At 63.1% G+C, this 23,515-nt stretch carries 25 protein-coding genes and 4 riboswitches; of the genes, 13 read left to right on the top strand and 12 right to left on the bottom strand.

The features are described 5' to 3' along the window. Window positions 1-27 precede the first annotated feature (27 nt). A complete protein-coding gene (locus P9220_RS15835) occupies window positions 28-249 on the top strand; it encodes a hypothetical protein (protein ID WP_309765952.1) in 222 nt (73 codons plus the stop codon). A 6-nt stretch (window positions 250-255) separates the two neighbouring features. Here the strand turns inward: P9220_RS15835 and ppk2 are convergent, their stop codons facing one another. Further along, window positions 256-1,152, bottom strand: a complete 897-nt coding sequence (gene ppk2, locus P9220_RS15840; RefSeq protein ID WP_309765953.1) for a polyphosphate kinase 2 — start codon at window positions 1,150-1,152, stop codon at window positions 256-258. Window positions 1,153-1,352: 200 nt separating this feature from the next. On the opposite strand from ppk2, the gene lhpI reads away from it, so the two are divergent. Continuing rightward, window positions 1,353-2,276, top strand: a complete 924-nt coding sequence (lhpI, locus tag P9220_RS15845) for a bifunctional Delta(1)-pyrroline-2-carboxylate/Delta(1)-piperideine-2-carboxylate reductase (RefSeq protein WP_309765955.1) — start codon at window positions 1,353-1,355, stop codon at window positions 2,274-2,276. Window positions 2,277-2,358: 82 nt separating this feature from the next. Continuing rightward, window positions 2,359-2,697 (top strand): hypothetical protein, encoded by a 339-nt coding sequence (locus tag P9220_RS15850; RefSeq protein WP_309765956.1) that lies wholly within the window; start codon window positions 2,359-2,361, stop codon window positions 2,695-2,697. A gap of 54 nt (window positions 2,698-2,751) precedes the next feature. Here the strand turns inward: P9220_RS15850 and P9220_RS15855 are convergent, their stop codons facing one another. From P9220_RS15855 to P9220_RS15865, 3 genes are read right to left on the bottom strand one after another with little or no spacing between them, the layout of a single operon-like run. Beyond that, window positions 2,752-3,066, bottom strand: a complete 315-nt coding sequence (locus tag P9220_RS15855; protein ID WP_309765957.1) for an antibiotic biosynthesis monooxygenase — start codon at window positions 3,064-3,066, stop codon at window positions 2,752-2,754. 38 nt (window positions 3,067-3,104) lie between these two features. Continuing rightward, window positions 3,105-3,476 carry a DUF1428 domain-containing protein gene (locus P9220_RS15860; RefSeq protein WP_309765958.1) on the bottom strand — a complete coding sequence of 124 codons (372 nt, stop codon included), beginning with the start codon at window positions 3,474-3,476 and terminating at the stop codon, window positions 3,105-3,107. Between the two features lie 27 nt (window positions 3,477-3,503). Further along, entirely contained in the window at window positions 3,504-4,088 is a 585-nt protein-coding gene (locus P9220_RS15865) for a histidine phosphatase family protein (RefSeq protein ID WP_309765959.1), read from the bottom strand. A gap of 74 nt (window positions 4,089-4,162) precedes the next feature. Next, window positions 4,163-4,235, top strand: a riboswitch (cobalamin riboswitch). A gap of 54 nt (window positions 4,236-4,289) precedes the next feature. On the opposite strand from P9220_RS15865, the gene P9220_RS15870 reads away from it, so the two are divergent. Both P9220_RS15870 and P9220_RS15875 read left to right on the top strand, forming a co-directional pair. Then, window positions 4,290-4,526 (top strand): CbtB-domain containing protein, encoded by a 237-nt coding sequence (locus tag P9220_RS15870; protein ID WP_309765960.1) that lies wholly within the window; start codon window positions 4,290-4,292, stop codon window positions 4,524-4,526. 9 nt (window positions 4,527-4,535) lie between these two features. Further along, window positions 4,536-5,309, top strand: coding sequence for a CbtA family protein (locus tag P9220_RS15875; RefSeq protein WP_309765961.1), 774 nt, complete (start codon window positions 4,536-4,538; stop codon window positions 5,307-5,309). A gap of 7 nt (window positions 5,310-5,316) precedes the next feature. Here the strand turns inward: P9220_RS15875 and P9220_RS15880 are convergent, their stop codons facing one another. Genes P9220_RS15880 through P9220_RS15895 form a run of 4 tightly spaced genes read right to left on the bottom strand, consistent with a single transcriptional unit; the run spans window position 5,317 to window position 7,851 of the window. After that, window positions 5,317-5,541 carry a DUF1289 domain-containing protein gene (locus P9220_RS15880; protein WP_309765962.1) on the bottom strand — a complete coding sequence of 75 codons (225 nt, stop codon included), beginning with the start codon at window positions 5,539-5,541 and terminating at the stop codon, window positions 5,317-5,319. After that, entirely contained in the window at window positions 5,538-6,836 is a 1,299-nt protein-coding gene (locus tag P9220_RS15885) for a cobyrinate a,c-diamide synthase (RefSeq protein WP_309765963.1), read from the bottom strand. Before P9220_RS15885 ends, P9220_RS15880 begins: the two co-directional genes overlap by 4 nt. Next, window positions 6,836-7,438: a cob(I)yrinic acid a,c-diamide adenosyltransferase gene (gene cobO, locus P9220_RS15890; RefSeq protein WP_309765964.1), complete on the bottom strand. Its 603-nt coding sequence runs from the start codon at window positions 7,436-7,438 to the stop codon at window positions 6,836-6,838. The genes P9220_RS15885 and cobO overlap by 1 nt, the downstream gene beginning before the upstream one ends. After that, a complete protein-coding gene (locus P9220_RS15895) occupies window positions 7,435-7,851 on the bottom strand; it encodes a cobalamin biosynthesis protein (protein ID WP_309765965.1) in 417 nt (138 codons plus the stop codon). The genes cobO and P9220_RS15895 overlap by 4 nt, the downstream gene beginning before the upstream one ends. An 88-nt stretch (window positions 7,852-7,939) precedes the next feature. Further along, window positions 7,940-8,180: riboswitch (cobalamin riboswitch) on the bottom strand. A 54-nt stretch (window positions 8,181-8,234) separates the two neighbouring features. Beyond that, a riboswitch (cobalamin riboswitch) is annotated at window positions 8,235-8,481 on the top strand. Window positions 8,482-8,594: 113 nt separating this feature from the next. On the opposite strand from P9220_RS15895, the gene cobW reads away from it, so the two are divergent. The 4 genes from cobW to P9220_RS15915 all read left to right on the top strand — a co-directional run bounded on the left by cobW (window position 8,595) and on the right by P9220_RS15915 (window position 15,172). After that, entirely contained in the window at window positions 8,595-9,674 is a 1,080-nt protein-coding gene (cobW, locus tag P9220_RS15900; RefSeq protein ID WP_309765966.1) for a cobalamin biosynthesis protein CobW, read from the top strand. A 4-nt stretch (window positions 9,675-9,678) separates the two neighbouring features. Beyond that, window positions 9,679-13,452 carry a cobaltochelatase subunit CobN gene (gene cobN, locus P9220_RS15905; RefSeq protein ID WP_309765967.1) on the top strand — a complete coding sequence of 1,258 codons (3,774 nt, stop codon included), beginning with the start codon at window positions 9,679-9,681 and terminating at the stop codon, window positions 13,450-13,452. Then, complete coding sequence (locus P9220_RS15910; RefSeq protein ID WP_309765968.1) at window positions 13,449-14,486, top strand: ATP-binding protein; 1,038 nt, start codon at window positions 13,449-13,451, stop codon at window positions 14,484-14,486. Before cobN ends, P9220_RS15910 begins: the two co-directional genes overlap by 4 nt. 113 nt (window positions 14,487-14,599) lie before the next feature. After that, window positions 14,600-15,172 (top strand): VWA domain-containing protein, encoded by a 573-nt coding sequence (locus P9220_RS15915; RefSeq protein WP_309765969.1) that lies wholly within the window; start codon window positions 14,600-14,602, stop codon window positions 15,170-15,172. Here the strand turns inward: P9220_RS15915 and cobJ are convergent. Genes cobJ through cobG form a run of 4 tightly spaced genes read right to left on the bottom strand, consistent with a single transcriptional unit; the run spans window position 15,151 to window position 19,325 of the window. Then, window positions 15,151-16,779: a precorrin-3B C(17)-methyltransferase gene (cobJ, locus tag P9220_RS15920; protein WP_309765970.1), complete on the bottom strand. Its 1,629-nt coding sequence runs from the start codon at window positions 16,777-16,779 to the stop codon at window positions 15,151-15,153. The two genes, P9220_RS15915 and cobJ, sit on opposite strands and share 22 nt — an antisense overlap. Beyond that, a complete protein-coding gene (locus P9220_RS15925; RefSeq protein WP_309765971.1) occupies window positions 16,767-17,495 on the bottom strand; it encodes a precorrin-2 C(20)-methyltransferase in 729 nt (242 codons plus the stop codon). Before P9220_RS15925 ends, cobJ begins: the two co-directional genes overlap by 13 nt. Continuing rightward, entirely contained in the window at window positions 17,492-18,118 is a 627-nt protein-coding gene (locus tag P9220_RS15930) for a precorrin-8X methylmutase (protein WP_309765972.1), read from the bottom strand. The genes P9220_RS15925 and P9220_RS15930 overlap by 4 nt, the downstream gene beginning before the upstream one ends. Continuing rightward, window positions 18,111-19,325, bottom strand: coding sequence for a precorrin-3B synthase (cobG, locus tag P9220_RS15935; RefSeq protein WP_309765973.1), 1,215 nt, complete (start codon window positions 19,323-19,325; stop codon window positions 18,111-18,113). Before cobG ends, P9220_RS15930 begins: the two co-directional genes overlap by 8 nt. Window positions 19,326-19,443: 118 nt before the next feature. Then, window positions 19,444-19,635, bottom strand: a riboswitch (cobalamin riboswitch). A gap of 83 nt (window positions 19,636-19,718) precedes the next feature. Between cobG and cbiE the strand changes: the two genes are divergently transcribed. From cbiE to cobM, 4 genes are read left to right on the top strand one after another with little or no spacing between them, the layout of a single operon-like run. Then, window positions 19,719-20,927 (top strand): precorrin-6y C5,15-methyltransferase (decarboxylating) subunit CbiE, encoded by a 1,209-nt coding sequence (gene cbiE, locus P9220_RS15940; protein ID WP_309765974.1) that lies wholly within the window; start codon window positions 19,719-19,721, stop codon window positions 20,925-20,927. Window positions 20,928-20,958: 31 nt separating this feature from the next. Continuing rightward, window positions 20,959-22,056 carry a cobalt-precorrin-5B (C(1))-methyltransferase gene (locus P9220_RS15945; RefSeq protein WP_309765977.1) on the top strand — a complete coding sequence of 366 codons (1,098 nt, stop codon included), beginning with the start codon at window positions 20,959-20,961 and terminating at the stop codon, window positions 22,054-22,056. Then, the gene (locus P9220_RS15950; protein WP_309765978.1) at window positions 22,053-22,787 is read left to right on the top strand and encodes a cobalt-precorrin-6A reductase; all 735 of its coding nucleotides are present in this window, start codon (window positions 22,053-22,055) and stop codon (window positions 22,785-22,787) included. The genes P9220_RS15945 and P9220_RS15950 overlap by 4 nt, the downstream gene beginning before the upstream one ends. After that, window positions 22,784-23,509, top strand: coding sequence for a precorrin-4 C(11)-methyltransferase (gene cobM, locus P9220_RS15955; protein WP_309765979.1), 726 nt, complete (start codon window positions 22,784-22,786; stop codon window positions 23,507-23,509). The genes P9220_RS15950 and cobM overlap by 4 nt, the downstream gene beginning before the upstream one ends. Window positions 23,510-23,515: the final 6 nt, after the last annotated feature.

Below are 23,515 nucleotides of genomic sequence, written 5' to 3' on the forward strand. Positions count from 1 at the left end.
TCGAAGTCATGGGAATGGGAGCCGCCAATGAAAGCCTTGATCGCCAGACAAATCTATCAACCCGCCGTCGTGCTGCCTCTGCTAGTGCTCATGCGGCTCATGGTCACGCTCGACTTCAATCTCGCGCAAGTCATGTTCGTGATGCTGCTAAAGGGTTCGCAGCACGCTTATCAGTTCGTCGCGCGTCAGGCGGTGCATCGCCAGCGCGGGCAGGCGATCGAACGTATCGGCTGCCGTCACTGCTGCTAAGGCTCATTAATAGACTTCGGGAACGTACATTTCCTGTGGTACGGGCTGGCGCAAATAATCGGGATTGAATACGCGTTCCGGCAGTTGTATCGAAGAATGCTCGATCTCGTGATAAGGCACCTGGCTCAACAGGTGATGAATGCAGTTCAGGCGCGCGCGCTTCTTGTCGACGGCCTGCACCACCCACCACGGCGCTTCCGGTATATGCGAGCGCTGCAGCATGACTTCCTTGGCGGCCGTGTACGCTTCCCATCGGCGACGGCTTTCAAGGTCCATCGGACTCAGCTTCCATTGCTTGAGCGGGTCTTCGATGCGCGCCTGAAAGCGCACTTCCTGTTCGTCATCGGTAATCGAAAACCAGTACTTGATGATCTGGATGCCGCTGCGCACCAGCATCTTCTCGAACTCGGGCACGGAGCGAAAGAACTCCTCGTATTCGTCGTCGGTGCAGAAGTGCATCACGCGTTCGACGCCCGCGCGGTTGTACCAGCTGCGATCGAACAAGACGATCTCGCCGCCAGCGGGTAGATGCGACACGTAGCGCTGGAAATACCACTGCGTGCGTTCGCGATTGTTCGGCGCGGGCAGGGCGGCCACGCGGCATACGCGCGGATTGAGCCGCTGCGTGATGCGCTTGATCGCGCCGCCCTTGCCGGCTGCGTCGCGTCCCTCGAATATCACGACGAGCCTGTGCCCCGTGTGCACGACCCAATCCTGCAGCTTCACGAGTTTGCCTTGCAGGCGAAAGAGTTCGCGGAAATACGTCTTGCGAATCGCTCGTTCTTCATCGGAGAACGCTGCTTCACCGTCCAGCAAACGGTCGTCGATCTCCATTTCGAATTCTTCGTCGTAGCTGTCGATCAGATCGGCGTGAAAACGGCGCTGCTTGTCCGTCATGGTCATGTCGGGCTCCGGAATGCGTTTGGATCGCGCGGTCGTTGCTGAACGCGGCGCGGGACCGCCGATTATGACCGCGTCTCGTTGCAGCCACATGACGCCGCAACGATTCGTTCATTGTAGAAACGCTCGCGCTTTCTGACACGCGTTCGTGCGCCGTTAGAATGTCCGGGCGCTTGGCGCTAAAACTCACAGAGGCGATCACGATGACCGATACGTTCGATGCAATGCAAACCGCGCGCCTATTGCCTTACGATCGCCTCGTCGACACGCTTGCCGCGACCATGCTCGACTACGCGGCGGGGCGTATCCTCAGTCCCGAGCGCATGGTCGTGCCGCTTGCCCACGGCGGCGTGATGTTGTCGATGCCCGCGACCGCCGCCGATATCGCAATGCATAAGCTCGTCAACGTATGTGCCGGCAATGGCGCTTTGGGCTTGCCGACGATACACGGCCAGGTCAGCGCATTCGATGCCAGGACGGGCGCGCTGCAATTCATGCTGGATGGTCCGACCGTCACAGGCCGCCGCACTGCCGCGGTATCCATGCTTGCAATACGCACGCTTGCCGTTCATGCGCCTCGCGCCGTGCTCGTGATCGGTACCGGCAAGCAGGCCTTGCATCATGTCGAGGCGCTTGCAAGCCTTTATCCCGAAGCACGCATCCATATTCTCGGCTCGCGGCCGGGTCGCGCCGGCGTGTTCTTCGAGGAGAACGCGGGCCTGTGCGCGAACATGGAGCCGGTCGAGCACGGCTCTGTTCCCGATGCGGTCGATGTCGTGATTACCGCGACCACGAGCAAGACGCCGGTCTACGGGCAGCCGGCGAACCCGGCTCGCCTTGTCATCGGTGTTGGCGCATTTACTTCGGACGCGGCGGAAATCGCGTCGTCCGTCATTCATGCGAGCGAGCTTTATGTCGATGACTTGGCGGGTGCCCGCCATGAAGCAGGCGACTACATTTTGGCGGGCGTCGACTGGAACGCTGTGACTCCGCTTTCATCGGCGCTCAGTGCGCGCAATGCGTCGGGGCGTCCCGTGGTTTTCAAATCAGTCGGATGCGCAGCCTGGGATCTTGCTGCATGCCGCGTGGCGAGGGCGGTTCTGTCGGATCAAAAGCCTGACGCATAAACGGTGTGGAACGTTCTTTGCTGTCTGATTTACTAATGGCGATGCGCTCGAGGCGCACCGCACTTCAGCGAAGATCAGATCAATGACTAGTCGAAACGACACCGAATGGGCGGCATGGCCGGCCGTGCGCCGGACTGCGTTTGATGGCCACCGCGACCAAAGCGGCGAGACGCATGTTGTCGGCGGAGGGCACCGCAATCCAGCAGGACGCGCAACTCCGCCCGCCGCTTACTTTATTTCCGTACTGGAGCTTGCGACAGGCGAGAAGCTAGGGAACGACGAGCGAGTGAGGGCCGTCGCCATGCTCGAATCGCAATTCGGCGAAGGACGGCCCAGGACATTGAAAGAAGCCGTGCGCATCTGCGCTGCCGCGATCGATTCCTCGACGTTGCAGCGCATGGCGCGCGGCGCCAAGGCTTAAGCTAATTCGCGGCTGACTTAGTGCGTTTTTTCATGAGCGTGTAAAACGCGCGTGTCAGCGGATCGTCTGAATGACTTCGAAGCCCTCGAATTCCGGATGGCCCAAGTAAAGCTGCCGGGTTTCGCCGCCTGCGTTGCGATGCGCGGCGCGGAACGCGTCTGAACGCGTCCAGTCTTCGAACGCCGCACGATTCGCCCAGACCGTATGGCTCGAATAGAGTACATGGTCGTCCTTGCCCGGGCCTTTCAGCAGATGAAACTCCACAAAGCCGGGCACTTCGTTCAGGTAAGAGTCACGGCTGGTCCAAAGGCGTTCGAAGTCGGCTTCTGCGCCCGGGACGATCTTGAAGCGATTCATGGCGATAAACATTTCGATGCTTGTCCTTTGCGAATTGCGCTAAGCGAGTTCTAGGCACTTCCCAGTTCGACGAGCGTCTTGAATCCCCCGAAGAACATGCGCTTCGGGTCGAACGGCGGCTCGGCGTTCTCCATCATGGCCTTCAGGCGAGGGTCGTTCATAACTTTCTCATTGACCGCATCGCGTTGCTCTCGCGAGTCGTAGAGTATCCACGAGAACGCAACCGTTTCGCCTTCCTTTAGCTGGACGCTTTGGGGGAACGAGGTCACTTCGCCTGCTTTGACGTCATCGGCGATGGTTTCGACGAACTGCAGCGCGCCATATTCGAGCCAGATTTTCCCGGCTTCCTCGGCCATGGCCCGATATGCATCAATCTTTTGGATTGGCACGGGTACGACGAAACCGTCAACGTAGTGCGCCATGTGAGTCTCCTTGAGTGTGCGGCAGCGTCACGCGCTGTCGATGCGTTTGAGCCTCACGCTGGCATCGAAGTTTCGCGTGGACCAAGTACCTTGCGCTGCATCGTAGTCGAGCCATATCGACGACAACGGCATCAGATCCATCTTTAGCAATGACGCTAACGGTTCCCCACGCACGAGCGCAAGCGCCGCCTTGACGACGATTGCATGCGTGACCACGACACAGCATTCATGCGACGCATCGTTGGCGATACGCTCGAGCGCCTGCCCGACGCGTTCGGCCAGCACGGCGATGCTCTCGCCGCCATGCGAACGCGCATTCACATCCGATAACCATGCGGCGACGTTTTCCGGTTCCTGCTGGGCGATCTCGCGAACGGCATGGCCGCGCCAACGCCCATAGTCGATGTCGTCGAAGGCGGGGTCGGTCGTGAACTGACTCGTGATCCATGCAGCGGTCTGACGCGCCGCGGCGGCGGGACTCGACATGACAGGATAGCCGCGAGGAAATTGCAAATGCATGAGTTGGTCATGCTCGGCGGGTTCGTCGCCAGTCGGAAAGCGCGCGGCTTTCATGGCGTGCGTAGCGGCGTGGCAAAGCAGAATCACGTTCACGTGAATGAATGGCTCTTGAGATGGTTGCTTTACTTTGCCGGCAATCGTCATAGAATGGCAAGCTTGCAATGCGAGGAAGCCGGTGCAAGCCCGGCACGGTCGCGCCACTGTAAGCGGCTTGTCTCAACCGACAGCCGCGAGTCAGACCCCGCTGCATGCTCTTCGTCTATCGGGACGCGCTTTTCCCTGGAGAAACCATCAATGAACGCTTCCAACGCAACGGCCTGTTCCGCTGCCCCTTCTCTGCCGGCTATCGATGCGCCTGCTCCCATTCCGGTGCGCGAAGTCCTGCCCTGGGCCGTGTTTATCGGCCTCATTCTGCTGATCGCCATTTACTTCGTCGGTGCCGAGCAGGGCGCCACATCGATTCTGTCGGGCACCTACGTCCACGAGTTCGTTCACGACGGCCGGCATTTGCTTGGCTTTCCGTGCCACTGAGGACGCACCATGATTCGCAGTCTGTTGATACGCGGCATGATCGCGGGACTCGTCGCGGGCCTGCTCGGCTTCGCCTTTGCAAAGACGGTCGGTGAAGCATCGGTCGAGCGGGCCATCGCTTTCGAAGCACAGCACGAGCACGCGCATGAAGGGCATGAAGGGCATGAAAGCGCGGCGCATGCACATGAACACGAAGGCGGCGAAGAAATCGTTAGCCGAGAGACTCAGGCAGGCCTGGGTTTGCTGACCGGCATCGCGGTATTCGCCACGGCGCTCGGCGGCATTTTCTCGCTTGTCTTTGCGGTGGCCTACGGGCGGCTCGGCGCTTTTCACGCGCGCGGCTTGGCGGCATTGCTTGCGACGTTCGGTTTCGTGAGCGTGACTATCACGCCGTTTCTGATGTATCCGCCGAATCCGCCCGCCGTCGGCAATCCGGAAACCATTGGGGCGCGCACTGCATTGTTCTTCGGCATGCTAGCGATCTCCATTGCAGCGGCGGTATTCGCGGTGTGGCTGCAAAGGCGCCTGCATAAGAGTCAGGGCAACTGGAACGCGACGGTCATCGCCGGTGCTGCATATATCGCGTTGATGGTGCTTGCGCAATTCGTCCTTCCTCGCGTCGATGAAGTACCCGCCGGTTTCTCCGCATCGCTGCTATGGAATTTCCGGCTTGCCGCTATCGGCATTCAGGCGATCATCTGGACGGCGCTCGGTCTGGTCTTCGGCGCACTTGCCGCGCGTGAACTGGAACGTCCCGCGCTGCGAAGAATGGCTGCGGCCTGAGAGATTCTCACGCCGACATCGATGCACGTCTGTTGGGCAATTCGTCGAGAAGCGCCAGTTTCGCGGCATCGTCCATTGCTCTGAAGGCTTTGATTTCTTCGCGGCTTCTGAAGCATCCCGCGCACAGTCCGTGTGCGGGATCGATTTTGCATACGCCGGTGCAAGGCGAACCAATGGGTTCTTGCGCTTTCGCGCGTTCGATCGTGAATGCGAGGTCCAATGTCGTCGTCATAGTGTTTCGCCGCGAAAAATCGCGGCGGTTGCCGCCGGGTTCGACGGCCAATAAGCGTGCATGTAAGTTGCCGTGATGCGGCCGTGCCGATATACCGCTTCGCCCGTCGCGCCCGTCGTTGCGTGTGCCGCGATGAGTTGCGGCTGCATCGCGGTATCGAGCGTGGAGTAGTGGAACGTATGGCCGGTGAGTGCGCCGTGTGCGGTGTCGAGACGCTGCATCGCAAGGCGCGATAGGCGCCGCTGCATGGAAGCATCGCCGGGCAGCAAGCCGAGCATCGCGTGCTGCTTGCCATCGATATCAGTTAGCGTGTCGAGCAGATAAAGCATGCCGCCGCATTCCGCCAAGACGGGGCGCTCGCGCGCGACGTGTTCCCTGATCGATGCTTGCGTGCGTGCATTCGATGCCAGCGCGGCTGCGTGCAGTTCGGGGTAGCCGCCGGGAAGATAGAGCGCATCGGTATCGGCGGGCAAGGGTTCGTCGGCGAGCGGCGAAAACGTGACGACAGTCGCGCCCATCGCGATCAGCAAGTCGATGTTCGCCGGATAGACGAAAGAAAACGCGGTATCGCGCGCAATCGCGATGCGTATGCCTTCGAGCAAACGCGGCGGCGCCGCAAGCGTCGCATCTTCGAACGCCACATGCGGTGGCAGATCGCGAAGCGCCGTTGATGCGATGGCATCGGCAGCGCGGTCGAGGCGCGCATCGAGGTTCGCGATTTCCTGCGCCTGCGTCAGGCCGAGATGACGCTCAGGCAGCCCGATGTCTTCGGCGTTGGAAAGATGCCCGCAATAGTGCAGTCCTTCGGGAATGGCTTCCGACAACATTTGCGCATGACGCGCCGATGCCACGCGATTGGCGAGCACGCCATGAAACGGCACATCCGTGCGATAACGCGCAAGCCCGAGCGCCACCGCGCCGAAAGTCTGCGCCATGCCATGTGCGCCGATCACGGCCAGCACGGGCACGTTGAACGCGGCGGCAAGATCGGCGCTGCTGGGCGTGCCATCAAACAGGCCCATCACGCCTTCGATAAGAATAAGATCGGCTTCACGCGCCGCTTGTGCAAGCATCGCGCGGCATGCATCGAGGCCGACCATCGACAGATGCAGCGAATAAACGGGCGAACCGCATGCCCGTTCGAGAATCATCGGATCGAGAAAATCAGGCCCCGTCTTGAAGACGCGCACGCGCCGGCCTTGCCGCGCATGATGACGGGCAAGCGCAGCCGTCACGGTGGTCTTGCCCTGATGCGAGGCGCTTGCGCCGATGAAAAGTGCAGGGCAGCGCGCCATCAGAATTCGACGCCCCGTTGCGCTTTGACGCCTTGCTCACGGTATGGATGCTTCACGAGCCGCATTTCGGTGACGAGATCGGCAATGTCGACGAGCGCCTCCGGCGCATGACGGCCTGTTACGACCACATGAAGCATCGCGGGTCGGCCCTTCAGAGCATCGAGCACTTCATCGAGCGGAAGATACTCGTACTTGAGCACGGTGTTGAGTTCATCCAGCACAACCATCTGATATTCACCGCTTTCGATCATGCGGCGCGCTTCGTTCCATCCCTTGCGCGCGGTCGCCATATCGGCTTCGCGATTCTGGGTGTTCCACGTATAGCCATCGCCCATCGTGACGAAATCGCAGTTCGCTGCCGCGCCGAGAAAATCCCGTTCGGACGTATGCAACGCGCCCTTGATGAACTGCACGACGCCGAGCTTCATGCCGTGGCCGAGCACGCGCACCGCCATGCCGAACGCGGCTGTGGTCTTGCCCTTGCCATTGCCGGTATTCACGATCAACAGGCCCTTCTCGTGATCGGCGGCGGCCTGCTTCTTTTCATGGCCTTCCTTGCGACGCTGCGTCATCCGCAAATGCGATTCGGTGTCGGTTTTCATGGGGCGTTCTTGTCTGATGGCGCGTTCTTCATTGCGATCGCGACGGTCACGCCGCCGACGATGGTCTTTCCGAGTGCGAGCCGTCCGCCGCCGCTCGCCAATATGGCGCAAGGCTCGCACACGCCGTCGACATTCATGTGCCTGGCGGCTTGGCGAGAGTAATTCACCGGCGCTATAGCAATTTCTTCCGCGTTAAAAAAATGCAAAGCCAAACGATGACGCTCGCAAAACGCCAGCAGGCCAGCTTCGCATTCTTTAGCGTCGATGCTTGCGGCCAAGGCGATTTCATCGAATGAAAGCGCGGCTTCGTCGAGCGCCGTGCGTACGGCATGCTCGATGGCGTCTGCGCTCGCGCCTCGCCTGCAACCGATGCCGACTGCAAGATGGCGCCGGGTCGCGCTAATGGTCATCATCGAAAAGAAAATGGCGGCTTGCGCCGTGCATGCGTCCCTCGCGGATGCGCGGCGTTCGGCGAAGCGCGCCGCATGAAATCACGCAATGCGCTTCGTCCCCTGCGCTGGCCGGTATCCGGGCTTGCGACCTCATCGTGCGGCCTTCCCGCCTGCGCGGCAGTGGCATTTGAGCACCGTGCGCGGCATTGCATGGCACAAGCCGCCGGTCGCGTACCGTTGCGGGGACAGCACAGGCTGGCGCGTGATTCGTCCAGAAACACGGCTTCCTGTTTCCCGTTTAACTGCGCGTTGCGTTCGAACGCGCGAGCACCAGTCGCGGGCCAAAGATACCATAGGCGCTTCTTTAAGGCGCGTGTTTCCTTGACGCTCGTGTCCGCTAAGCCTAGACTTTCACGCAGTCTGGTGCTCGTGCGCGAGCTTCTTTTCGCGCACAGTCAAACGGGAAGCAGGGAGCGCTTAGCCATTTCATGCGTATGGCGTGCGCCAACCTGCGCTGCCCCCGCAACGGTAAGCGACTGGCGGTATCGGTATTGACGATACCGCGCATTGCGCTAAACGCCACTGCCAACGGCAGGAAGGCGGCGTAATGAGTCGCAAGCCCGGATACCGGCCAGACTTTCGCCAGGACCCATGCCGCGGGGATGCGGCTCGGTTCATGATCACGAAGCCGTGCGCCTTTCCCGTTCCATCCGCATTCGATGCCTCGAGCGGCGCCGCGCACGCACACACGCCACGGAGCAACAATGCAAACCCGCAAGATTCCCGTCACCGTCGTGACCGGCTTTCTCGGCAGCGGCAAGACTACCTTGATGCGCCATATCATGTCGAATGCGCAGGGCTTGCGCCTGGCGGTGATCGTCAATGAGTTCGGCGAGCTCGGTATCGACGGCGAGATTCTGAAAGGCTGCGGCATCGGTTGCGATGACGAAGCGGCGTCTGCCGACCGCAATCTCTATGAGCTTGCGAACGGTTGTTTGTGCTGCACGGTGCAGGAAGAGTTCTACCCCGTGATGGAGCAATTGCTGGAACGGCGAGACCGCATCGACCATGTGCTGATCGAAACGTCCGGTCTTGCGTTGCCGAAGCCACTCGTGCAGGCGTTCAACTGGCCGTCCATCAAGAATGCGTTTACCGTCGATGCCGTCATCACCGTCGTCGATGGTCCCGCTGCTGCAAGCGGACAGTTCGCGGCGAATCCCGCTGCAGTCGATGCACAGCGCAAGGCCGATCCGAATCTGGACCATGAATCGCCACTGCATGAATTGTTCGAGGATCAGCTTTCATCGGCCGATCTGGTGATCGTGAACAAGACGGACCTGATGGACGCTGATGCGTTCCACAAAGTCGAAACACTCATACGTCCCGAGATTCCGCCGCAAGTGAAGATCGTCCCTGCACAAATGGGCCGGCTCGATCTGCATGCATTGCTTGGCTTGCAATCGGCATCGGAAGAGTCGATTCATCTGCGGAACGACCACCATGGCTCAGTCGATGACGAAGGCCACGCGGATCATCACCATGACGAGTTCGATTCTGTCGTGGTTAAAGCGCGCATCGAGTCGCGCGAGCAGGCGATCGCTGCGTTGCAGACGCTCGTCGAGCAACATACCATTTATCGTGTAAAGGGCTTTGCGGCACTCCCCGGCGCTGCGATGCGTCTCGTCGTGCAAGGCGTGGGGCGTCGTTTCGACAGTTACTTCGATCGACGCTGGTCCGAAGGCGAAGCGGCGAGCCGTTTCGTGCTGATCGGCGAAGACCTCGATCAGCAGGCGCTTCAGGCCGCGTTCGACGCCGCGCTCGGTAATTCGCTCGTGCAGGCCTGACACGATGCATCTGCTACGCACGACGCCCGGCGGCTTCGTCGACGATGCCGCGGGCGTCATACGCATCGAACAGACGCGCGCGCCGATCGTCGTTCTGAGTTCCGCTGACACGACGCTCGCGCTGCTGGCCAGCGTGTTTCCGCGCCTTGAAGCCGGCTTTCCCGAAGTGCGGCTCGCTAATCAGTCGTTCTTGCGCCAGCCCGCATCGGTCGACTTTTATATCGACGATGTCGTGCGTCATGCGAAAGTGGTCATCGTCGATCACCTGGGCGGCGAATCGTACTGGCCTTATGGGATCGAGCGGCTGGTAACGCTTGCGAGAAGCGAGAAGCAAGTGCTCGCAATGTTCTCGGGCGATCTCACCGAAGACCCGAATCTGATCGCCAAGAGCACGGCCGATGCCGCGTTCTGCCGTGTGTTGTCGCGTTATTTGCGGGAAGGCGGTGCGCGCAACGCAGAGGCATTTTTGCGCGCGATCGCTCTTCATGCGCTCGGCTTCGGACGCGAGCCGCAGCCGCCGTGTCCATTGCCTCCTGTCGCGATCTATCATCCCGAGCGCGATATCGCCGTGATCGACGACTGGCGCGCGCGATGGACCGAAGGCGCGCCCGTCGTCGCGGTGCTGTTTTATCGCGCGCATCTGCAGGCGGGAAATACTGCAGTATTCGATGCGCTAGTCGAATCGCTCGAGAAAGAAGGCCTTAATCCGCTGCCGATTGCCATTTCATCGCTTAAGGAAAGCGTCAGCCGTGAAGTGGTTGCACGCTTGTGTGCGGAGCATCATGCGTCGCTCGTGCTGAATACCACGGCGTTCGCTGCAGGCGTCATCGGCGAAAGCGAAGCATTCGAAGTTGCGGGCGATGCGCCCGTGCTGCAGGTAATTCTGAGCGGGGGCAATCGCGACGACTGGCTAAAGGACAATCAGGGCCTTAATTCACGCGATGTCGCAATGCATATCGCCTTGCCCGAAGTCGATGGCCGCATCATCACGCGCGCAGTAAGTTTCAAAGGGCTCGCGTATCACTGTCCGCATACGCAAGTGGACGTTGTGCGCTATCAAGCCGATGCAGAGCGCGTGCGCTTCGTCGCGGAACTCAGTCGGCGCTGGTGCGCGCTGCGGCACAAACCCAATGCGGCCAAACGCATCGCGCTCGTGCTAGCGAATTATCCGGCGAGCGAAGGGCGCATTGGCAATGGTGTGGGTCTCGATACGCCGGCATCGGCCATCAATATTCTGTCGATGCTCGCGCGCGAAGGCTATCGCGTCGGCAATATCCCCGAGAACGGCGATGCGCTCATCGCAGCGTTGACGCAAGGTGTCACGAACGATCCCGTCGTGCGCGATCTCCGGCCCGCGCTGCAAAGCCTGTCGCTCGAAGAATATCGCGCAGCGTATGACGCGCTGCCCGCCGATGCGCGCGCGGCGCTGGAAGCGACATGGGGAGCACCCGAAGACGACCCGACGATAAGACGCGGCCGCTTCATGATCGCAGGCTTTCGTTGCGGCGAAGTTTTCGTCGGCATTCAGCCTTCGCGTTCGCGTGAACGAAGCGACTACGCGAGCTATCACGACGCCGACCTCGTCCCGCCGCATTCGTATCTGGCGTTCTATTTCTGGCTGCGCTTGCGTTTCAGTGTCGATGCCATCGTGCATGTCGGAAAGCACGGCAATCTCGAATGGCTACCGGGCAAGAGCGTGGCATTGTCCGCATTGTGCTGGCCCGACCTGATTCTCGGCCCGATGCCGCATCTCTATCCGTTCATCGTCAACGATCCGGGCGAGGGCAGTCAGGCGAAGCGGCGCGCGCAGGCGGTCATCATCGATCATCTGATGCCGCCGCTCACGCGTGCCGAGAACTACGGGCCATTGCAGGACCTCGAACGTCAAGTCGACGAATACTACGAAGCGTTGATGGTCGATGCGCGCCGTGCAAAGCTGTTGCGCAAGTCGATACTCGAAAGCATCGTCGAACACAGGCTGCATGAAGAACTCGGCCTCGATGCGCCGCGTGACATCGCCGGCGAAGATGCCTTGCTCACGCGGGCCGATGCCTATCTTTGCGAACTCAAGGAAGCGCAGATTCGCGACGGCCTGCATGTGTTCGGGGTATCGCCACAAGGCGCGCAGCGCCGCGATACGTTGCTTGCGTTAGGACGCTTTCCGGCAGGCGACGGGCAAGGTGCGAACGCGGGCCTCATCACCGCGCTCGCACGCGATCTGCAATTGGGCGATACCTTCGATCCGCTCGACGCCGACTGGTCCGCATCATGGAGCGGCCCCCGCCCTGAAGCATTACAAGCGGTGAGTACTGCACCGTGGCGTCATGAGGGAGACACGCGCGAGCGCCTCGAATGTCTCGCGATGCAACTGCTCGAAGACGATGCGCAAGTGCCCGGTCCACAAACGAGGCTGGTGCTCGAACGGCTGAAAGGCGATGTTCTGCCGCGCCTGGATTCGTGCGGACCACAAGAACTCATGCAACTCAAACGCGGTCTCGAAGGGCGCTTCGTGCCGCCGGGACCGAGCGGCTCGCCATCGCGCGGCAGGCCCGACGTCCTGCCTACAGGTCGCAATTTCTATTCGGTCGATACGCGTGCCTTGCCGACGCAAGCCGCATGGTCGCTCGGGCTCAAGTCCGCGAACATGCTGGTTGAACGACACGTGCAGGACCACGGCGACTATCCGCGTGCCATCGGCTTGTCGGTGTGGGGCACCGCGACGATGCGCACGGGGGGCGACGACATCGCGCAGGCGTTCGCGCTCATCGGCGTGCGGCCCAAATGGGCGGCGGGCAGTCATCGCGTGACGGACTTCGAGATTCTGCCCATCACCATCTTCAATCGTCCGCGCGTCGACGTCACGCTGCGTGTATCGGGCTTCTTTCGCGATGCGTTCGCCAATCTCATGCATCTGTTCGACGCGGCCGTGCAAGCCGTTGCCGAACTCGACGACGAGCCCGACGACGTGAACCCGATTCGCGCGCGGATCTTGCGCGAGCGCGATGAACTCATCGGCCGCGGTGTCGATACAACCGAAGCGCGTCGCCGTGCGGGCTGGCGTGTCTTCAGCACGAAGCCCGGTGCATACGGAGCGGGCTTGCAGGAACTGATCGATGCGCGTCAGTGGCAAACCGACGCCGATTTATCAGAGGCCTATCAAAGCACAGGCGGCTACGCGTATTCGCAAGGTGGCGACGGCGTCGAAGCGCGCGCGAGCTTCGGCGCGCGTCTTTCATCGCTCGACGTGATCTTGCAGAATCAGGACAATCGCGAGCACGACATTCTCGATTCGAACGACTACCACCAGTTCCAAGGCGGCATGGTGGCGGCGGTGCGTCATCTGTCGGGCGTGCAACCGCAGGCGTACAACGCCGATCACAGCAACCCCGCAGCGCCACGCGTTCGTACGTTGAACGAAGAGATTTCGCGGGTGGTGCGTGCGCGCGTCGTCAATCCGAAATGGATCGATGGCGTCAAGCGCCACGGTTACAAGGGCGCATCCGAACTGGCTGCGACAGTCGATTATCTTTTCGGCTATGACGCCACTGCGCGCGTCGTATCCGATCACCAATATGCGCTCGTCACCGATGCCTATGTGAACGATGCCGGCACGCGCGACTTCATCGCCCGGCACAATCCGCACGCGTTGCAGTCGATCTGCGAGCGTTTGCTCGAAGCGATGGAGCGCGGCCTGTGGCAAGAGCCGGGCGACTATCGCGAGGCGGTGACGCAGCATCTGCTCGATGTCGAGCAGCAACTCGAGAGCCGACAGACTTGAACGAAACCTCTTCATTTCCAGTGTTTCCTTTCACCGCGCTCGTCGGTCAGGCGCCGTTGCAGCAGGCTCTGCTGCTAGCGGCCGTTGATCCTTCTCTGGGCGGCGTGCTGGTCAGCGGGCCGCGCGGCACAGCGAAATCGACTGCCGCCCGCGCGCTTGCAGAACTCCTGCCCGAAGGACGCCTCGTGACCTTGCCGTTGGGCGCAAGCGAAGAACAGTTGATCGGCACGCTCGACATTCAGAGCGCATTGCGTGACGGCGGCGTGAACTTCTCGCCGGGTCTTCTGGCGAGAGCGCATCGTGGTGTGTTGTATGTCGACGAAGTCAACCTGTTGCCCAATCCGCTCGTCGATCAGCTGCTCGATGTGGCGGCGAGCGGCGTGAACATCATCGAACGCGACGGAATCTCGCATCGCCATGATGCGCGCTTCGTCCTGATCGGGACGATGAACCCGGAAGAAGGTGAGCTGCGTCCGCAATTGCTGGACCGCTTCGGGCTTGCGGTCGAACTCGACAATTGCTTCGATGCGAGCGTGCGGCAGCGAATCGTCAGGTCGCGCCTCGCATTCGATACGGATCCCGAATCGTTCCGCGAACTTCACGCGGACAATCAGGCGGCGCTCGGCGAGCGTATCGATGTGGCGCGCGCGGCGCTGAGAGACTTCGATTTCGACGATGCCGTCCATGCGCGCGTCAGTGAGCTTTGCATCGCCGCACAAGTCGATGGCCTGCGCGCGGACCTCGTGATGCTGCGCGCGGCGCGTGCGCTCGCGGCGCTCGAAGGCGCGCATCGCGTCGAGACGAAGCACGTCGAATGCGTGGCCGAGGCCGTGTTGCGTCATCGACGCCGGGAGCAGGAAGCGCCGCCGCATGAAACGCCGCCTCGCCGGGCGAACGGCACGAAGGGCACGAACGGCACCAACGGTTCGGACGGAGCGAGCGCGCAAGATGGCGAATGGGGCTACGTGCCGCCAGAGCCGGTCGGCGTGACGAAGGTCAAGCAAGTCAGGCCGCTCGCCGCAAAAAAAGCCTGAGCCATCGAAGGCTCGACGCCGATGCGCAAGCGCATCGTCTTCGATGGCAGGACGCGCGTTCAAGAGGCCGCTACGTTGCACGCGATGGCGCGAAGAGCGCGCGCATCGACTGGATGGCGACGTTGCGAGCGAAGCGCGCCTTGCCGTTCGATGCGAACCACCTGCGCTTTCGCCGCACCGATGGCGATGCGAGCACGCTGCATTGCTTCGTGCTCGATTGCTCCGCTTCGATGGTCGGCGGCGAGCGTCTGGCACGCGCGAAAGGCATGTTGATCGCGCTGTTCGACCGCGTGTATCGGGAGCGCGCCGAAGTCGCGCTCGTATGCTTCGGCGGCGGTCGCGCGCAAGTGCTCCGTCAACCGGGCGCGGCGCATTGGTTCAACGAGCGATGGATCGCGCCGATTGGCGGCGGTGGCGGATCGCCGCTCACGCTAGGCATATCGAGCGCGGCAACGGTGCTGGCACGCGCTGCGCGACGCAGGCCCAGCCAGCGCCGCTGGCTATGGCTGCTGACCGATGGCCGCGTGAATGAGCGGCCCGCCGCACCCGCGCTTGCGGATCGAATCGTCGTGGTCGATTTCGATGATGGGCCGGTGCGCGTCGGCGGGGCTAAGGCGTTGGCGCTGTCGTGGCGGGCGCAATGCGTATCGGCGGATGCGCTGCTTCAATACCAGCGCGGCGTATAAACCCAGTCGCCGAACGCGCGCGTTCGCGATGAACCGACGATCACCATCGTGCGCATGTCGACGAGTCCGCCATGCAGTTCGCTGAGCGTGACAATGCGCATCGTTTCACCGGGACGCCCGACGTCGCGGCCGAGCACCACGGGCGTCGCTGCATCGCGGTGCTGCCGCACGAGATTCATCGCGCGATCGAACTGAGAGGGTCGCGCCTTCGACAGCGGGTTATAGAAGGCCATCACGAGATCGGCTTCACACGCATGCATGATGCGCTTCTCGATCATGTCCCACGGCTTGAGGTTGTCCGATAGCGACAGTACGCAGAAGTCGTGGCCGAGCGGTGCGCCCGCGCGCGCAGCCGTTGCAAGCGATGCGGATACGCCCGGCAGGATCGTCAGCTTGACCGCGTTCCATTCCGGATGCGTTGCGCGGCCTTCGTCCAGTGCTTCGAGCACGGCGGCGGCCATCGCGAACACGCCGGGGTCTCCCGATGAAACGACGACCACGTTGCGCCCGGCGCTTGCGAGTTCGAACGCATGCCGCGCGCGTTGCAACTCCTCGCGGTTGTCGGTCATGTGCACGCGTTGACCGGCGCGATAAGGCCCTGCCATGCGCAGATATGTCTCATAGCCGAGCACGTCTTCTGCGGCGGCGAGCGCTGCCTTCGATGCCGGCGTCATCGATTCGGCGTTGCCCGAACCGAGACCGATCACCGTCAGGGCGCCGCGCGCGCGGCCGATAGTTAGGATATCGATTGGTTTGTCGGCGACAGTGATGCTTATGTCTTGCGAAGGCATGGCATCGCTGAAACGCAGCGGCACGTTGAGCGCTTGCGCGGCACTCGTGAATGCCTCGCTTTTCATTGCGTGCATCGGCGCGACGAGTGCAGCAAGCGCGAGCGGCGACAAGCGGTGCTCGCGCAACGCGTCGCGCACGCGTTCAGCGACAGCACCGCCGATGTCGTGCACCCAGGCCACCACGCAGCGTGGATGAATCACGAGGTCATCTTCGCGTGCATCGATATGCGGCGTGACGCGCACGGCGAGGCGCGCATCGGCATTGCGCGGGAGATCGGCGTCATCGAGCCACGGTGCATGCCCTTCGATGCGCGTCGTTTCGCCCGCGAGCAAGTCGGAGACGAAGCGCTTGCCGCGTTCGATATCGGCCAGCGCATAACCTTCCGGCGGCGCAAGCAGACATGTGCCGAAGCGCAATTCGCCGCTTGTCGTGATCGCGGGCTGAACGTCGAGCGCCGCGGCGATTTCTCTTGCAAGCACGTTGACGCCGCTCATCCCGCCGACGAGCGGCACGACTGCGCTGCCGTCCTGCGCGACGGCGAGGACCGGCGGTTCGGCTTGCTTGTCGGTCAGGCAGGGCGCGAGTGCGCGAATCACGATCCCTGCGGAACACAGCGCGACGATGGGGGTATGCGCTGCATAGAGCGTACACAAGTACGCGCCGAAATCGTCGTATGCAACGTCAGCGGCGACGCGGCTCGCAAGACCATGCACGAGCGACCCGGCGTAGCGGGCCTGAATGCGTCGGGCAGTGGGCATCGCGCTTTCGCCGAGCACGACGATCGCGACGGTCGGGCGCGTGATCATGCCTGCCATTTCTTCCCCGGCACGACGAGCAGCGAGAAATACGGCGACGCCATCGGATCGACTTCATCGAGCGGCACGATGCGTTGATTCGCCATCGTCGCGCGTTCGACGTAAAGCGCGCGCTTGTCGAGCCCGAGATCGATCAGCACCCGGCGCACTTTCTCGAAGTTGCGCCCGAGCTTCATGACCACCGCCGCATCCGATGATTCGAGCTTGCGCCGAAGTTCGTCTTCGGACAACACGCCCGATAGCACGCTGAGACTCTGATTGCGATAGACGAGCGGCGCGCCTAGCACCGATACGCCGCCGAGCATCGAGCACACGCCGGGAACCACGTGCGCGTCGAAGCGTCCGGCGAGGCGATCGTGCAGATACATGTATGAGCCGTAAAAGAAGGGGTCTCCTTCGCAGATCACCGCGACATCACGCCCGGCTTCAAGATGATCGGCGATGGCGAGCGCCGCTTCGTCGTAGAACGCGCTGATGATGGTTTCGTAGCAAAGCGGCGGTTCGAGCGCTTCGGTCGTGACCGGATAGACGAGCGGCAGCCGCGTCTGCGCCGCGTCGAGATGCGATTCGATGATGCCGAATGCGTTGCCCCTCTTTCCCTTTGCAACGAAGTAGGCGACGACCGGCGCGGACTTGAGAAGCCGCAACGCCTTCACGGTGATGAGTTCGGGATCGCCGGGACCGACGCCCAGGCCGTAGAGCCGTCCGCTCATCATTCGGTCTCCGAAGCAAGCGCGTTCACGGCGGCGGCGGTCATCGCGCTTCCGCCGCGCCGTCCGAGCAGGGTGACGTACGGCACCCCGCGGCTGTCGGCCGCAAGCAGCGCTTTGGATTCCGCCGCGCCGATGAAGCCCACTGGAAAGCCCAGAATGAGCGCCGGTTCCGGTGCGCCGGCATCGATCATGTCGAGGAGATGAAAGAGGGCGGTCGGTGCGTTGCCGATCGCGACGACCGCGCCCGCAAGGTGCGGCCGCCACAACTCGAGTGCGGCGGCGGACCGGGTGTTGTTCATCATGCGTGCGCGTTCGGGCACGCACGGATCGCCGAGCGTGCAGACGACGCGGTTGTCGGCAGGAAGGCGTGCACGCGTGATGCCTTCGGCGACCATGCGCGCATCGCAGAGAATCGGTGCGCCGGCAGCAAGCGCTGCGCGGCCCGCATCGCCCGCGCCGGGAGAGAAACGCAGGTCGTCGACGATATCGATCATGCCGCACGCATGGATCAAACGCACGGCGAGCTTCTCGATGTCGGATGGAATGGCGCTCAGGTCGGCTTCGGCGCGTATCGTCGCAAACGACTGACGATAGATTTCTGCGCCGTCGCGAATGTAGTCAAGCATCGGCATGGCTCCGGGCGAGCCATGCGGCCGCCTCTTCGATGGATAGATTTCGTGCGACGCGACGCGGGTGCCAATGCACGTCGTAGCGGTCGGCTTCGACAGCGAACAGCGTCACCGCGACGGGATGCGCCGCCGCGCACGAACGATCGCAACCGCTCAGATGCACGTGCGTATCGGGCGGCAACAGCGGCGCGAGGCGGTAAGCATCGGCTTTGGTGTCGGCATGACTTTTCGCGCAGCCGCTCGAACCGGTACACGCGATAAGTCGCGCAAGCGGATGGCGCGAGTCCGTCACGAGGCCGAGCGCATCGAGGCGGTCGATCACGCTTTGTGTGTCTTGCAGCACGACGCCCGGCACGATGATGCTTTGCCACGGCGTCACGATAAGGCGGCCCTCCCCATGCGATGTGGCGAGATCGGCGAGGGCGCCCAGTGTGGCGGCATCGAGACGGCCGAGCGGCGGTTGCGCTCCGACATAGCATGCGTTGTCATCCGGCATGGCATGTGCGCCCAGGCGCAGCGATGCATCGGACGGTGCGCGACGCCATGTCGTGGATACGGCGTCGAATGTGAGCGCATGGAGAAAGCGCGCGACGCCGACTCGTGCGAGAAACTCACGCATGCGATGCTCTTCCGGCGTTGCTTGCGCGAGAAACGCATGAAGCACCGCGACGACGAAAGGCACGACGGCATCGCGCGCAACGCTGCCGAGCGCGGGCGCATGATCGACGCGATGCGGCATCGACCCTGCGAAACCGAACGCGAAACGCGCGCCGCCATCGAGTGCGGAGAGCCACACATCGTGTGCGTGATCGAGCATTGCGAGCCGTTCGCCGCCGTCGAGCTGCAGCGAGAATTTGGGCGATAACGCGTGCAGCGCGGCGTCGCTCTGCATCGCGGCGGTGATGCCGGCGGCGAGCGAGCGCAGCGAGGCGTTCGCGAGCGGGCTCAGCATCACGTTGCGGATATCGTCGCCGCCTGCGGCTTGCGGACCGAGGCCGGCGTTCATTGCGATTTCGACGAGTTCCGCATGGGCATCGTCGCGAATGCCGCGCAATTGCAGGTTGGCCCGGTTGGTCACGTCGATGACGCCCGAGCCGCAGCGCATGGCGGCGCGCGCAACGGCATGCGCCGCCGGTGCGCCGAGTTCGCCGCCCGTCAGACGCAAGCGCGCGAGGCCGCCGTCTCGTGCCGGCACGATGCGCATGAGGCCCGGACAGGCCGATGGCCGCGATACTGAAGAATGTGCGTTCAAATGCGTGACGGATGCGGTATCGCGCCATGAACTGCCCGGTACACCCCGCCCGGACGGCTCGCGCGAAATAAGCGTTGATTCTGGCGTCGGCAGGTCTCTTGGCTGGCAGGTCGCCATCCGCGCCGGCCTTCCCGGTATAAACCAGTGGCAGTGGAGCGCGGACTCGCTGCGTACAATTGCGGGGGCAGCCACAGTTTTGCTGTGTTCCCTGTTAGGCCCTCGAGGTTCGACCCTCGCAGGCGCCGACGGACGTTGTATTATGCCCGGTTTTATCGACCATCAGACCGCTTCGTGCATGCCGTTTTCTCGCGATGCGCGTAGCGAACCGCAAGGAGGGAACGGCGCATGTCGACCTGGCTGACCGTGGTGGGCATCGGCGAGGACGGATGGCACGGCCTTAGTCGCGCGGCACGTCGCGCGCTCGTCGAAGCTGGTTCGATCCACGGCGGCGAGCGGCACCTCGCGCTTCTTCCCGCGCGTATCGCAGCCCGCCGCGTGCCGTGGCCCAAGCCGTTTTCCATCGATGCCGTGCTTGCCGAGCGCGCGAGCGGCGCGCGCATCTGCGTGCTGGCGAGCGGCGATCCGATGCATTTCGGCGTCGGCGCCACGCTCGCGCGCGAGCTTTCGCCCGATGAAATGCGCGTCATTCCTGCGCCTTCGTCGCTGTCGCTCGCGGCGGCCCGTCTGCACTGGGCGTTGCAGGATGTTCGATGCGTGTCGCTCGTCGGGCGTCCGGCCGCTGAACTGCTCGCGCATACGTTTCGCGGTGCGCGTCTTCTCGTCTTGAGCGCGGATGGCTCGACGCCCGCGGCCATCGCATCGTTGCTGACCGCGCACGGCTTCGGCGCGAGCCGCATCAGCGTATTCGAGCAGTTGGGCGGCGTCGATGAGCGGCGCATTGACGAACGTGCGGACGATTGGCGCGAGGCTCACGTCGCCGCGCTCAATCTCGTTGCGATCGAGTGCAGGACGCACGCGGGCCACGCGGGTCCGCCGCTCACGCCCGGCTTGCCCGACGACGCGTACCGTCACGACGGCCAGCTCACGAAGCGCGATGTCCGTGCGATTACCCTCGCGCGTCTTGCGCCGCAACCCGGCGAATTGCTATGGGACGTGGGCGCGGGCTGCGGCTCCATCGGTATCGAATGGATGCGCGCGCATCCGGCTTGCCGCGCGATTGCCATCGAAGCCAACGAAGGGCGGCAGCGTCTCATCGAGCACAACCGCGATGCGCTCGGCGTGCCGACACTCAGGCTCGTGAGAGGCGAAGCGCCTGCCGCGCTCGATGGCCTGCCCGCGCCGGATGCCGTGTTCGTCGGCGGAGGGGCGACTGCACCCGGCGTGCTCGATACCTGCTGGACGCGGCTGCGCCAGGGCGGGCGGCTCATCGTCAACGCGGTGACCTTGCAGAGCGAAGCGGCGCTCGTCGAGTGGCGCGCGCGGCATGGCGGCGAACTGACGCGAATCGGGGTGGCGCAGGCGGAACCGCTCGGTAGCTTCGATACATGGCGGCAGGCGTTGCCGATCACGATGTTGCAAGCGACGAAGTCGTGAGCGTTCCTAACTATATGGCTTCATCCGACGCATGCGCGACGAAACGCCCGACACCCCCGCGCCGCTGAGAAGCGGCTATACCACCGGAAGCTGTGCGACCGTGACGAGTCTCGCGGCCGCGCGTCTCTTGCTGACGGGCGAAGCCGGCGAACGCGCCGAGATCGTGCTGCCAAGAGGGCAGCGTGTCACGATGAAGCTGGAATTTTGCCGCCGCGTCGAGAACATGCGCGATGTCGCGGAAGCCGGCGTCATCAAGGATGCGGGCGATGATCCCGACGTCACGCATGGTGCGCTCGTATTTGCGCGCGTGCAACTATCGGCGGTTGCAGGCGTGCGCTTTCATGCGGGACCGGGCGTCGGCACCGTGACGCGCGCGGGACTCGCGCTTGCGATCGGCGAACCGGCGATCAACCCGGTGCCGCGCCAGATGATGACGCGGCACCTCGAAGACCTCGCGGCCATCGCAGGCTATGCAGGCGGCTTCGACGTGAGCATTGGTGTCGAAAATGGCGCTGCGCTCGCGCTGAAAACGATGAACCCGCGGCTCGGTATCGCCGGCGGCTTGTCGATTCTCGGCACGACGGGCATCGTCAGACCGTTTTCCTGTTCGGCGTATATCGCGTCGATTCATCAGGGCATCGACGTGGCACGGGCCAACGGTGTGCGGCATATCGCGGCGTGCACGGGCAATCAGAGCGAAGACGCGATGCGCGCGCGCTACGGCCTGCCCGACATCGCGTTGATCGAGATGGGGGATTTCGCCGGCGCGGTACTGAAGCATATGCGGCGCGCGCCCGTCGAAAAGCTCAGTCTCTGTGGTGGCTTCGGAAAGCTGAGCAAGCTCGCGGCCGGACATATGGATCTGCATAGCCGCAGTTCGAGCATCGACCTGGCCCTGCTCGCAGTGTGGGCCGCCGATGCGGGCGCAGGCGATTCGCTGCAATGCGCGATTCGCGCGGCGAATACGAGCCAGGAAGCGTTGAAGCTGGCGCGTGCCGAGGGTATCGAACTGGGCGATGTGGTCTGTGCGCGGGCGCGTGACGTCGCACGCGATGTGGCGCCGCGAGGCATCGTCGTGGAGACGTTCGCCATCGACAGGCAAGGGGCGATCGTGGGAAGCGCGGCATGAAGCGCCTATTGCTCCTTGGCGGAACGGGCGACGCGCTCGCCATCGCGCGACGGCTGGCGAAACCGCATGTCTACAGCATCGCGGGCCTCGCGCGCGTGCCTGCCGATCTTGCATGCGAAGTACGCGTCGGCGGATTCGGCGGCGTGGCGGGACTGATCGGCTATCTGCGTGCGAGCGACATCGCGCTCGTCGTCGATGCGACGCATCCCTATGCCGCGCAAATGAGCCGTCACGCGCGCGACGCGTGCACGGCCGCCGGAATTCCGCTGTGGGCCCTGAGGCGTCCCGCCTGGCAGCCGCAGCCCGGCGACGACTGGCGCGAGGCGGCGGACTGGCGCGGCATCGTCGAGCAGATAGCGGCGTTTCGTCGGCCCCTGTTCACGCTCGGGCGTGAACCGCTTGCGCATCTCGATGCGATCCCCGCGTCGCAGCACTGGACCATCCGCTGTCTCGATCCGCATGAAGGCAACGCGCACGCCGATATCGTCGATGCGCGCGGTCCGTTCGATATGGCCGGCGAACGTGCGCTTTTCGATGCGGCGCGCGTCGACGTGATCGTCAGCAAGAACAGCGGCGGCAACGCGACGGAAGCCAAGCTCGCCGTGGCGCGCGAAAGAAGCTTGCCCGTCGTGATGCTCGCGCGTCCCGCGCTGCCCGCCGCCGAGCGTGAATTCGACGACCCCGCGAGCGCGCTCGATGCGCTGCTCGCTTTCGATACCCACATGAAATGACCGTCTACTTCATCGGCGCAGGGCCGGGCGATCCCGAACTCATCACCGTCAAGGGGCAAAGGCTGATTCGCACGTGTCCGGTCATTCTCTATGCCGGATCGCTGGTGCCCGATGCCGTCCTGACGGGGCATCGCGCAACGCGTGTGGTCAACACGGCCGAGCTCGATCTCGACGCCATCGTTGCGCTTCTGCAAGACGCGCATGAAAAAGGCGAAGACGTGGCGCGCGTGCATTCCGGCGATCCATCGCTTTACGGCGCGATCGGCGAGCAGATTCGCCGCATCGAACCACTCGGGATTCCTTATGAAATCGTGCCGGGTGTGACGGCGACGGCGGCATCGGCGGCGGCGCTCGGTTGCGAACTCACGCTGCCCGGCATCTCGCAAACGGTCATTCTCACGCGCTATGCCACGAAGACGTCGATGCCGCCCGGAGAATCGCTCGCGGACCTGGCGCGTCATCGCGCGACTTTGGCCATTCACTTGGGCGTGCGTCACATCGAGCGGATCGTCGCCGATCTCGTGCCGCATTATGGCGAGGACTGTCCGGTCGCGGTGGTGTTCCGCGCGAGCTGGCCGGACGAGGAGCGCGTGAAGGGCACGCTCGTGGATATCGCGCAGAAGGTGCGCGCAGCGGGCATGGAGCGCACCGCGATGATCATCGTCGGGCGCGTGCTGGACGCGCACGGTTTCGCCGATTCCACCCTCTACGCCAAGGACTGAACCGGC

Origin of the sequence: Caballeronia sp. LZ016 (genome assembly GCF_031450805.1) — a bacterium.
Taxonomy (GTDB): Bacteria; Pseudomonadota; Gammaproteobacteria; order Burkholderiales; family Burkholderiaceae; genus Caballeronia.

Coding starts and splice junctions, on each gene's coding strand:
- P9220_RS15835 (WP_309765952.1), top strand. CDS start 28: ATGAAAGCCTTGATCGCCAGACAAATCTATCAACCCGCCGTCGTGCTG.
- ppk2 (WP_309765953.1), bottom strand. CDS start 1,152: ATGACCATGACGGACAAGCAGCGCCGTTTTCACGCCGATCTGATCGAC.
- lhpI (WP_309765955.1), top strand. CDS start 1,353: ATGACCGATACGTTCGATGCAATGCAAACCGCGCGCCTATTGCCTTAC.
- P9220_RS15850 (WP_309765956.1), top strand. CDS start 2,359: ATGACTAGTCGAAACGACACCGAATGGGCGGCATGGCCGGCCGTGCGC.
- P9220_RS15855 (WP_309765957.1), bottom strand. CDS start 3,066: ATGTTTATCGCCATGAATCGCTTCAAGATCGTCCCGGGCGCAGAAGCC.
- P9220_RS15860 (WP_309765958.1), bottom strand. CDS start 3,476: ATGGCGCACTACGTTGACGGTTTCGTCGTACCCGTGCCAATCCAAAAG.
- P9220_RS15870 (WP_309765960.1), top strand. CDS start 4,290: ATGAACGCTTCCAACGCAACGGCCTGTTCCGCTGCCCCTTCTCTGCCG.
- P9220_RS15875 (WP_309765961.1), top strand. CDS start 4,536: ATGATTCGCAGTCTGTTGATACGCGGCATGATCGCGGGACTCGTCGCG.
- P9220_RS15880 (WP_309765962.1), bottom strand. CDS start 5,541: ATGACGACGACATTGGACCTCGCATTCACGATCGAACGCGCGAAAGCG.
- P9220_RS15885 (WP_309765963.1), bottom strand. CDS start 6,836: ATGGCGCGCTGCCCTGCACTTTTCATCGGCGCAAGCGCCTCGCATCAG.
- cobO (WP_309765964.1), bottom strand. CDS start 7,438: ATGAAAACCGACACCGAATCGCATTTGCGGATGACGCAGCGTCGCAAG.
- P9220_RS15895 (WP_309765965.1), bottom strand. CDS start 7,851: ATGATGACCATTAGCGCGACCCGGCGCCATCTTGCAGTCGGCATCGGT.
- cobW (WP_309765966.1), top strand. CDS start 8,595: ATGCAAACCCGCAAGATTCCCGTCACCGTCGTGACCGGCTTTCTCGGC.
- cobN (WP_309765967.1), top strand. CDS start 9,679: ATGCATCTGCTACGCACGACGCCCGGCGGCTTCGTCGACGATGCCGCG.
- P9220_RS15915 (WP_309765969.1), top strand. CDS start 14,600: ATGGCGACGTTGCGAGCGAAGCGCGCCTTGCCGTTCGATGCGAACCAC.
- cobJ (WP_309765970.1), bottom strand. CDS start 16,779: ATGGCAGGCATGATCACGCGCCCGACCGTCGCGATCGTCGTGCTCGGC.
- P9220_RS15925 (WP_309765971.1), bottom strand. CDS start 17,495: ATGATGAGCGGACGGCTCTACGGCCTGGGCGTCGGTCCCGGCGATCCC.
- P9220_RS15930 (WP_309765972.1), bottom strand. CDS start 18,118: ATGCTTGACTACATTCGCGACGGCGCAGAAATCTATCGTCAGTCGTTT.
- cobG (WP_309765973.1), bottom strand. CDS start 19,325: ATGCGCATCGTGCCGGCACGAGACGGCGGCCTCGCGCGCTTGCGTCTG.
- cbiE (WP_309765974.1), top strand. CDS start 19,719: ATGTCGACCTGGCTGACCGTGGTGGGCATCGGCGAGGACGGATGGCAC.
- P9220_RS15945 (WP_309765977.1), top strand. CDS start 20,959: ATGCGCGACGAAACGCCCGACACCCCCGCGCCGCTGAGAAGCGGCTAT.
- P9220_RS15950 (WP_309765978.1), top strand. CDS start 22,053: ATGAAGCGCCTATTGCTCCTTGGCGGAACGGGCGACGCGCTCGCCATC.
- cobM (WP_309765979.1), top strand. CDS start 22,784: ATGACCGTCTACTTCATCGGCGCAGGGCCGGGCGATCCCGAACTCATC.